At 71.9% G+C, this 9,416-nt stretch carries 8 protein-coding genes; 5 read left to right on the top strand and 3 right to left on the bottom strand.

The genetic code is table 11. The features are described from left to right. From VXC91_RS03450 to mmuM, 4 genes are all read left to right on the top strand, one after another. On the top strand, positions 1-605 hold a 605-nt coding region (locus VXC91_RS03450), incomplete at its 5' end, for a DUF5753 domain-containing protein (protein ID WP_329504968.1). Continuing rightward, on the top strand, positions 602-799 hold the full coding sequence (locus tag VXC91_RS03445; RefSeq protein ID WP_329504966.1) for a DUF397 domain-containing protein: 198 nt from the start codon (positions 602-604) through the stop codon (positions 797-799). The genes VXC91_RS03450 and VXC91_RS03445, both read left to right, overlap by 4 nt. Before the next feature lie 60 nt (positions 800-859). Next, positions 860-1,447, top strand: coding sequence for a TetR/AcrR family transcriptional regulator (locus VXC91_RS03440; RefSeq protein ID WP_329504964.1), 588 nt, complete (start codon positions 860-862; stop codon positions 1,445-1,447). A gap of 475 nt (positions 1,448-1,922) precedes the next feature. Continuing rightward, positions 1,923-2,861 carry a homocysteine S-methyltransferase gene (mmuM, locus tag VXC91_RS03435; protein ID WP_329504963.1) on the top strand — a complete coding sequence of 313 codons (939 nt, stop codon included), beginning with the start codon at positions 1,923-1,925 and terminating at the stop codon, positions 2,859-2,861. 40 nt (positions 2,862-2,901) lie between these two features. On the opposite strand, the gene VXC91_RS03430 is transcribed toward mmuM, so the two are convergent. The 3 genes from VXC91_RS03430 to VXC91_RS03420 form a co-directional block, all read right to left on the bottom strand. Continuing rightward, positions 2,902-4,524, bottom strand: coding sequence for a carboxylesterase/lipase family protein (locus VXC91_RS03430; protein ID WP_329504962.1), 1,623 nt, complete (start codon positions 4,522-4,524; stop codon positions 2,902-2,904). Positions 4,525-4,739: 215 nt separating this feature from the next. Continuing rightward, entirely contained in the window at positions 4,740-5,396 is a 657-nt protein-coding gene (locus VXC91_RS03425; RefSeq protein WP_329504961.1) for a ThuA domain-containing protein, read from the bottom strand. A gap of 743 nt (positions 5,397-6,139) precedes the next feature. Further along, entirely contained in the window at positions 6,140-7,285 is a 1,146-nt protein-coding gene (locus tag VXC91_RS03420) for a YihY/virulence factor BrkB family protein (protein WP_329504960.1), read from the bottom strand. Positions 7,286-7,407: 122 nt separating this feature from the next. Between VXC91_RS03420 and VXC91_RS03415 the strand changes: the two genes are divergently transcribed. Continuing rightward, entirely contained in the window at positions 7,408-9,042 is a 1,635-nt protein-coding gene (locus tag VXC91_RS03415; protein WP_329504959.1) for an acyl-CoA dehydrogenase family protein, read from the top strand. The last annotated feature ends 374 nt before the right edge of the window (positions 9,043-9,416 follow it).

Below are 9,416 nucleotides of genomic sequence, written 5' to 3'. Positions count from 1 at the left end.
TCAAGGGGGCGTACAAGCACGTGGGGCGGGAGAAGGGACTGGCGTCCTGGTTCCGGCAGTGGGCGGAACTGGAGGAGCAGGCGATCAGCCTGTACACCTTCGAGAGCCGGTTGGTGCCGGGGTTGTTGCAGACGGAGGCGTATGCGCGAAGGTTGTTCAGTGAGCGACTGCCACTGCTCACGGACTCCCAGATCGAGGCGATGATCACCGCCCGTTTGGAGCGGCAGTCCCTGCTCACCGGGCGGCCCAAAACGGCGTTCAGCTTCATTGTCGAGGAGCACATCGTCAAGCGGCGCACCGGCGGGCCCGATGTCACCCGCGAGCTGATCGATCGAATCCTGAGGGCGTCGGAACTCCGCAATGTGGAAGTGCAGTTGATGCCGCTGGACCGCGATGTCCACGCGGGACTCAATGGCCCCGTCCAGCTCCTGGAGACGGCCGAGAACGAGTGGTTCGGGTATTGCGAAGGCCAGGAGAGCGGCCAACTCGTGACCAACCCGAAAACGATCAGTGTGCTCCACATGCGCTATGCGAAACTGCGCTCACAGGCTCTCACGCCGGACGACACGAGAAGCCTGCTGGAACGGATGCGAGGAGCGTTATGAGCCCCACCGAACTGGCTTGGTTCAAGAGCAGTTACAGCGGCGACAGCTCTGGCGACTGCGTGGAAGTGGCCCTCGGCCCCACCGCCGTCCACGTCCGCGACTCCAAGAACACCACCGGCCCCCGGCTCGCCCTCTCCCCCGCCGTCTGGTCGGAGTTCCTCGGGTTCGCCTCGCGGAGGCCAAGCCGCCACTGACGTGGACCGTGCGTACTAGCCTTTTCCCAAGGAGCTCCAGGTTCGCGGGGAAGGCGGTCCATGGTCCGTGCCGGTCTCAACGCGCAGCGACTGATCACGGCCGCCGCCGACCTCGCGGACGAGGTCGGCTACGACAACGTCACCTTGTCCGCACTGGCACGGCGCTTCGGGGTCAAGGACGCGAGCCTGTACTCGCACATCAGGAATCTGCAGGACCTGCGCACCCGGCTCGCCCTGTTCGCCGGCGGCGAGATGATCGACCATATCGCCGCCGCGGTCGCCGGGAGGGCAGGCAAGGACGCGCTGACGGCCTTCGCCGGCACCTACCGGGAGTACGCGCGCCGGTACCCCGGGCGGTACGCGGCCACACAGATCCGCATCGGCCGGTCGCTCGTCACGGACTCCCCCGCCATGCGCCGCACCGCGGAGATCACCTACGGCATGCTGCGCGCCTACGGACTCGACGAACCCGATCTCACCGACGCCGTACGCCTGTTGCGCAGCACTTTCCACGGCTACTGCGTTCTCGAGGCCACCGGCGCCTTCGGCGCGCCCCGGGACGTGGAGGCCTCCTGGGCCAAGGCCGTCGACGCCCTGCACGTGGCCCTGGAGCACTGGCCCCGCGAGAGGAAGCGGAGCGACGACTGACCCGTGTCCCGACGCACCCGGCAGCGATCCCGCGCTGCTCCTTCAAGCCCCCGTACCCGGGCGTGACTGAGCCAGGACCTGCACGTCGTCGTACGACGGGGCCCCACCGTAACGGCCCGCCTCTTCGGTGCCCGCCGAAATGTTGCGATGGTCCCTGACGGCGCGGACCTGGGGCGCCCCGGTTCCGGTCGGGACGCCCCAGGCGCTCTGGGCGGGGGTCACGATCCTGGTGCGCTCGCCCCGGCGAGAGGGCCGTCTCGACGTGGAAAACCCTCGTATCAGATCTTGCGCCACCAGCGCGTCGCGCACCAGACCCGTGTACACCGTCGCGCCGTCGACGGACGTGTGTGCGCTGTATCGCCTCCCGTCACGGAGGTGGATCGTGACCGTCGGGCCGGCCGGACATCACCCCGCGGGGCAGGGCCGGTCTGGCGCCCACAGCGCCGGACGTCCGCCCTTCGACTAGCGTCATGGCATGACCGGCAAGACCCGTCCCCCTCTCGCCGAAGCCCTGGCCGCCGGAACACTCGTCCTGGACGGCGGCATGTCGAACCAGCTCGAGTGGGCGGGACACGATCTGGGCGACGCACTGTGGTCGGCGCGGCTGCTCGGGGAGCGGCCGGAGGCGATCACCGATGCGCACCTGACGTACTTCGAGGCGGGCGCGGACGTGGCGATCACCTCCAGCTACCAGGCGACGTTCGAGGGCTTCGCGGAACGCGGCATCGGTCGCGAGCGGGCGGCCGGGCTGCTCGCACTGAGCGTGGACCTGGCCCGTGAGGCGGCCGAGCGGGCGCACGCCGAGGGCATCCTGCGACCGCTGTGGGTGGCGGCGTCCGTCGGACCGTACGGGGCGAGGCTCGCCGACGGCTCCGAGTACCGGGGCCGCTACGGCCTCACGGTCGCCGAGCTGGAGGCCTTCCACCGGCCTCGCCTCGAGGTGCTGGCGGCGGCCGGCCCCGACGTGCTGGCCCTGGAGACCGTCCCCGACGCGGACGAGGCGGCGGCCCTGCTGCGGGCGGTGCGCGGGCTCGGCGTGCCCGCCTGGCTGTCGTACACCGTCTCCGGCGACCGTACGCGCGCCGGACAGCCGCTGGAGGACGCGTTCGCCCTGGCCGCCGACGCGGACGAGGTGATCGCGGTGGGCGTCAACTGCTGCGCACCCCAGGACGTGGACGCGGCGGTCGAGACGGCCGCGCGCGTGACGGGCAAGCCGGTGGTGGTCTATCCCAACAGTGGTGAGTCCTGGGACGCCCGGGCCCGCGCCTGGGACGGCCGCACCACGTTCGCCGCGAGCCGGGTCACCACGTGGGCCGCCGCCGGGGCCCGGCTGATCGGCGGATGCTGCCGGGTGGGTCCCGCAGCGATCACCTCCGTGGCGCAGACGCTGAGAGCCTCCTCGGCGTCCGGCTGAGCACATCGGCCGCGACGGTCCGGGCGGGTGGCCCTGCGGTTCACTCCACGTCGCTGCGGCGCACACCCCCGGGCCTGCGCAGCCGCCGTACCGCCGCCAGCGGCGCCCCCCGCAGCCGTGACCCGTTCCCCGCACCGGAGACCGGGGCGGACTGCGGCGGGGTGGACGCGGTGCCCCACAGTTCCATCTCGGTGTCGCGGGGTCCTTGTACGACCGGGTCACCGTCGCCACCGAAGATCCGCACCGGATGGGTGGTGTCCCAGGCCGGCCAGCCCGGCTCGCCGTCCGTCGCGAAGCGCACCCACGCGCCGTGCATCTCGCGGGCGAGTTCGCGAGGCGCGTCAGGGCCGGCCAGTTTCTCGGCTTCGGGAACCCCCGCACTGTCGAAGACGAATCCCAGCTCCAGGGCGTGGCAGGCGCCGAGGCCGGCGAGCCCCGACCGCCAGGCGAACTCGTAGACGTGGGAAGAGGCGCGGCCGCCGCCCACCCGGGAGTCGGCAAGACGGTGCAGGGGACGGCGGAGCAGATAGTCCGTCACCAGCTGGCCCACCAGGTCGGAGATGGGGTCGCCCGGGCGGGCGTTGCGATAGCCGCGGGGGACGTCGGGTCCGCAGTGGCAGCGGGCCATCGCACCGGCCATGGCGACCGCGCCCAACCGGTCGATGCGCTCGACCAACCCGGTGGGCGCGAGCCACAGCCGGTGCTCCTCGCTGGTCCAGCCCAGCAGCAGCGGGATGTCCCCGGCGATGCCGTCGAGCAGCGCCTCCAGCGGATCACGGGGCACCAGGTCGCCGTCGACGACGATCCCGAAGGCGGGCCCCCCGAGGATCGGGCTGGCCCGGCGGCCCACCTCCGCCTGGACATCGGCCAGCACCGTGCGGTCCACCCCGGCGAACGCGGCCGCCGTCGCCGGCACCTTCAGCCTCGTGGCCATGCGCCGTACCAGACGCCGCACCCTGTCCCGGTCCGTGGACTCCGGCGGCCCGCTCTGCAGCACCGCCCGCCGGAACAGCCCCCGGGCGCGTGGACTGGCCAGCAGGGCGCCGATGCTGATGGCGCCCGCGGACTCGCCGAAGACGGTCACCCGGTCCGGGTCGCCGCCGAACGCGGCGACGACCTCGTGCACCCACTCCAGCGCCGCCAGCTGGTCGCGCAGCCCCGGGTTGGCCGGGGCATCCGGGAACAGGCCGTAACCCTCGACACCCAGGCGGTAGTTGAAGGAGACGAGGACGACTCCGTCGCGGGCAAAGGCGCTGCCGTCATAGACGGGGACGGCGGAGGAACCGCGGGTCAGGGCGCCACCGTGGATCCAGACCATCACCGGGAGCCGGGCGCCGGGGTCGGGCGCCGGAGTCCACACGTTCAGATTGAGGCAGTCGTCCCCGGCGACCACCGGGTCGGACAGATAGCGCGCGAAGGCCTCGGAGTACGGCGGCTTCGGCGGCGTCGGCCCGAACGCGCCCGCGTCCCGCACCCCGTCCCAGGGCTCGGGCGGGACGGGCGGGCGGAAGCGGTTCGGGCCGAAGGGCGGGGCGGCGAAGGGGATTCCACGGAAGACGGCGGCCCCTTGCTCGTACCGGCCCCGCACCGCTCCGTAGGGAGTGCGAACCACGGGATCCGCCGGGCTCACCGGATTCACGGCCACCTCGTCCGCACGCTCCATGTGGTCATCTCCTCCCACGCCAGGACTGCCCGTTTCACCGCATCACATCACTTTCCCCGACCGCCGGACCGCCCGACGGACGGGCACCCGCGTGTTCCGGTCCACGGTCCGTGAGAAGGGCCGTCCCGGTGGAGACCGCCCCGCACGACGGCCGGAGGCAGCGCGGACCGAGCTCTCGACGCGCCCGGGGGGCGTACGTGGACGGCCGCGCCCCGCTACTGGACCCGGGCCGCCCAGCGGATACCGCCGAGGAGATGGGCGCGGAAGTCGGGATCCGCGTACGCCTCGGACGCGTGTCCGAGCGCCGTGTAGAACACCCGTCCGCCATCGTGCTCGTGGCACCACACCAGCGGGTGGTCGTCGCCCATTCCGCCTCCCCCGTAGGAGGATTCGTCGGCGGAGGCGAGCACGCGCACCGAGCCACGGGGGCTCGCCCGGAAGTCGTACCACTCGTCCGTGAACTCCCAGACGGCGGGCAGGTGCCGGGTCGCCGGATGCTCACGGTCCTCGACGACCGCCTTCCCCGGCTGGTACTGGGGGTGCCGCGCGAACCGGGCGCCCAGCATCCCGCCGTAGTAGGGCCAGTCGTACTCGGTGCAGGCGGCCGCGTGTACGCCGACAAAACCGCCGCCTCCGCGCAGATGGGCCTCGAGCCGGGTGCGGCCCCGCGGGGTCAGTACCTCGCCGCTGGTGGACAGGAAGACGGCCACCGCGTAGGCGTCCAGGGGCGCCTCGAAGGCGACGGGGTCCTCGGTGGCGTCGACCTCGAACCCATGGACCGTCCCGAGGTTGCGTACGGCGGCGACGGCGGCGGGGATGGAGTCGTGCCGGTAGCCGGTGGTGCGGGTGTACACGAGAACGCGGAAGGTCACGGCCCCGAGCCTAACCGCCCGGCGAGGCCCAGCCGTTCCGGCCGGGCACCCGGGCCCGGCCGGAACGGCCCGTCACGACCCCGGCAGGCCGAGCGGGGGCCGTGTCGGCCCTCCCCGGTCGTTCGAGGCGGTCGGGGGTGCTCTGTGGCCCGCAGACGAGCATGCACGTCGATGCGCAACGGTGTCACTCTTCCAGGGAACGTCCCACGCGGGGTGCGGGTCAGTCGGTGGCCCGAGCGGCACGGCATGAAGGCCGCGTTGTACGGACTGTTGCGGCTGGCACCGCGGGGCGGCGGCGTCCACGGCGGCGTACTCCATTCGGCGGCACTCCGGTGACGGCCGGGCGCGCCGGAGCGTTGAGGTTGTATGAGCAGGAGTCGCAGGTTGCGAGAACTGTCAGGGGCGTTGGCGTTCGACCAGCTGAGGGCCGAGCTGGCTCGTGCCGCAGGGTTGGTCGCCGGGGACAAGTCGCCACGGCGCAAGGTGGTCGATGAAGCGCTTCGCCCTCCGGGTGCGGAGCCGGATGACGGCCACGGTGAGGCGTCGCGGCTCGGCCCGGGCTGAGGGTCACTCGCCTCTCGCCGCCCCACGGGCGGTGGCAGTCGTCGGCGGATGCGCGCACGACGCACCGGCCGTCGGGCGCGGGCGCCGGCCTCCTTCGCGACGGCGGTGCCGGGGGCGAAGGGACCGGCAGGCGGTCACCGAGACCGCGGAGACCGGGGTGCGGACGGCGTGACCGCCGCTCACTCCCCCGGCTCCCCCTCCTTGTGCGGCGACTGGTGCGGGCTGCGCACATGCGTCCGCAGACGTGAGGTGACGTCCTCCGGGGGCAGGAAGCGCGACCAGCGCTCCGGGAACTCCGACGGCATGTCGGGGTCCTCGGGGTCCGCGGCTCGCGCCGCCGCGCGGGCCACGTACTCCGCGGCCTGCTCGTGACGCAGCCGCTCGTTGGCCGCGCGGGCCGCCGCCGTGGCCGCCGCCGGCCACTCCCGGTCGATCGCCGCGTTGACGGCCGCTCCCACCAGCACCGCGAAGGCGGACACGCCGATCCACAGCAGCACGGCCACGGGCGCGGCCAGTGAACCGTAGATCGTCGGTCCCTCGATGGTGTGGGTCAGATAGATGCGCAGCAGAAAGGATCCGAGCACCCACATGGCCAGGGCCACCAGGGCCCCGGGCACGTCCTCCACCCAGGGGGACCGGACGGGCACGGACACGTGGTACAGCGTCGTCAGGAACACGATCGACAGGACGATGACCACCGGCCAGTACAGCACCTGCACCACCGTCGTCGACCAGGGGACGATGTTCACCACCGCGTCGGGACCCGCCACCATCAGCGGCAGGGCGACCGAGCCGATCAGCAGCGCGACGATGAAGAGGACGAAGGAGAGCAGCCGGGTCTTGACGATGCCGCGGGTGCCGTCGAGCCCGTACATCACCGTGATCGTGTCGATGAAGACGTTCACGGCCCGCGACCCCGACCACAGGGCGAACAGGAAGCCGATGGAGATGACGTCGGGACGGCCGCCCCTCATCACGTCGTGCAGGATCGGCTGGGCGATCTGCGTGACACCCTTGTCGGACAGGACGGTGCGCGAGGCCTCCAGCAGGTTCTTCTCCACGCTCTGGATGGTGTCGGCACCGGTCCAGGCGTCGACGTAGCCCAGCAGCCCGATGAGGCTCAGCAGCAGCGGCGGCACGGACAGCAGCGTGAAGAACGCCGCCTCGGCCGCGAGCCCGAGGATCCGGTACTCCAGGCACGAGTTGACCGTCTCCTTCAGCAACAGCCAGGCGGTCCTGCGCTTGGAGACGTTCCGGTAGAGGGCACGCGCCCGGTGGAGACGGCTGGGGAGTTGTTTGGGGTTCTCTCTTGCTGCTGACTGCACGCCTCAACGGTATCCGTCGCCGGTGCCCAGACTCATATCCTGGTGGGGCGGGCCCCGAAGCATGTGACGCGCTCCACGGCGAGACGGGTGACCGGCGGCGTACCGAAGGGTAAGTTCGGCTCATGGCAGCGACCACGCACACCGTGACCAACCAGGCTCCGCCGCTGGTCGGATACGACGTCTTCACCGCCGACCGCGCCCTCGTGGAGGCCGTCGAGCGGCATCTCGACCCCGCGCTCCTCGACGAGGCCCTCGACGAACTCTCCGGGCTGGGGCGGAGCGTCGGTTCCGCCCAGGTACAGGAGTGGGGGGCGCAGGCCAACGAGTACCCGCCCAGGCTGCGGACCCACGACCGCTACGGGAACCGCATCGACGAGGTCGAGTTCCATCCGTCCTGGCACCGGCTGCTCGGCAAGGGCGTCGCCGCGGGCCTGACCGCGGCCTGGTCGCGGCCGGGCGGGCATGTGCGCCGGGCCGCCGGGTTCGTCCTCTGGACACAGGCCGAGGCGGGCAACGGCTGTCCGCTGTCGATGACCCATGCCGCCGTCCCCGCCCTGCGCACGGACCCAGCGCTGGCCGCCGAGTGGGAGCCGCGGCTGACCTCCATGGTCTATGACGCGGGTCTGCGCCCCGCCGCGGAGAAGGCCGGTGTCATCTTCGGCATGGGCATGACGGAAAAGCAGGGCGGCAGCGACGTACGCGCCAACACGACCACGGCCCGGCCGCTCGCCGAGGACGGGACCTACGAGCTGACGGGTCACAAGTGGTTCTGCTCGGCGCCCATGTCGGACGCGTTCCTGGTGCTCGCGCAGGCGCCGGGAGGGCTGACCTGTTTCCTCGTTCCGCGCGTGCTGGAGGACGGCAGCCGCAACGTCTTCCTCATCCAGCGGCTCAAGGACAAGCTCGGCAACCGGTCCAACGCATCCAGCGAGGTCGAGTTCGACGGCACCTGGGCGCGCCGGGTCGGCGACGAGGGGCGCGGGGTGCGCACCATCATCGAGATGGTGGCGGCCACCCGCCTCGACTGCGTTCTCGGCTCGGCGTCGCTGATGCGGCAGGCGGTGGCGCAGGCGATCCACCACTCCACCTACCGTGAGGCCTTCGGCGGCAAGCTCGTCGACAAGCCCCTGATGCGCAATGTGCTCGCGGACCTGGCTCTGGAGTCGGAGGCGGCGACGACCCTCGGGCTGCGGCTCGCGGCGGCGTACGACGACGGGAGCGAGCAGGAGCGCGCGCTTCTCAGGCTCGCGGTGCCTGCCGCGAAGTACTGGGTGACCAAGCGGTGCACCCCGCTGGTGGCGGAGGCGTCGGAGTGCCTCGGCGGCAACGGGTACGTCGAGGAGTCGGGCATGCCGCGGCTGCTGCGCGAGTCTCCGCTCAACTCCGTCTGGGAGGGGGCGGGCAACGTCCAGGCGCTCGACGTGCTGCGTGCGCTCCAGCGCGAACCGCAGGCGCTCGACGCCTACCTCCAGGAGGTGGGCCGGGCGCGCGGCGCGGACCACCGTCTGGACGGCGCGATCAAGAATCTGCTCACCGAACTTGCCGACCTGGAGAGCGTCGAGGCGCGGGCACGCCGCGTGGTCGAACGGATCGCGCTGGTGCTCCAGGGATCCCTTCTCGTGCGCTACGCGCCGCCGGAGGTCGCAGACGCCTTCTGCGCCTCCCGGCTCGGCGGCGACTGGGGTTCGGCCTTCGGCACCCTGCCGCACGGCCTGAATCTGGCCACCGTGGTGGAGCGGGCGAGGCCCGTCGCCTGACGACTTCCGGCCGTACGACGCGACGGCCTGGCCGGCCGCGCAAAGGCGTCGCGGCTGCTCCCGGTCCGTACGTCACGGGCTCCCCCCAGCCCGTGACGTCTCGCGCGTCCCCCCAGGCGCGTATCGCGGGGGTGGTGCTGCGCCGACACGGCACCACCCCCGCTTGTTCTGGCCCCCTCAAGGAGCACGGACGCCGCCGGAGCGGCGTTGCACAAGTTTCGATGACCGGTGGGCCGTCCGCCAGGGTTGCAAGAGGTTGCAACTTGCTTCTCGCTGTTGCCGGAGTGCGCCCCTCCGTGGCGGGCAGACGGCAAAATGAGAACAACCGTCAACACCGGTCCGGAGTTTTCGTGTCCGGAAAAGGCTGACCGGCA

This window comes from Streptomyces chiangmaiensis (genome assembly GCF_036281785.1).
In the GTDB taxonomy this organism is placed as follows: domain Bacteria; phylum Actinomycetota; class Actinomycetes; order Streptomycetales; family Streptomycetaceae; genus Streptomyces; species Streptomyces chiangmaiensis.
Note: the sequence above shows the minus strand (reverse complement) of the source record. Positions and strands in the feature narration are given on the sequence as shown.

What these genes read in the sequence shown, in the direction of transcription:
- VXC91_RS03445 (WP_329504966.1), top strand. Translation starts at nt 602, where the DNA reads ATGAGCCCCACCGAACTGGCTTGGTTCAAGAGCAGTTACAGCGGCGAC.
- VXC91_RS03440 (WP_329504964.1), top strand. Translation starts at nt 860, where the DNA reads ATGGTCCGTGCCGGTCTCAACGCGCAGCGACTGATCACGGCCGCCGCC.
- mmuM (WP_329504963.1), top strand. Translation starts at nt 1,923, where the DNA reads ATGACCGGCAAGACCCGTCCCCCTCTCGCCGAAGCCCTGGCCGCCGGA.
- VXC91_RS03430 (WP_329504962.1), bottom strand. Translation starts at nt 4,524, where the DNA reads ATGGAGCGTGCGGACGAGGTGGCCGTGAATCCGGTGAGCCCGGCGGAT.
- VXC91_RS03415 (WP_329504959.1), top strand. Translation starts at nt 7,408, where the DNA reads ATGGCAGCGACCACGCACACCGTGACCAACCAGGCTCCGCCGCTGGTC.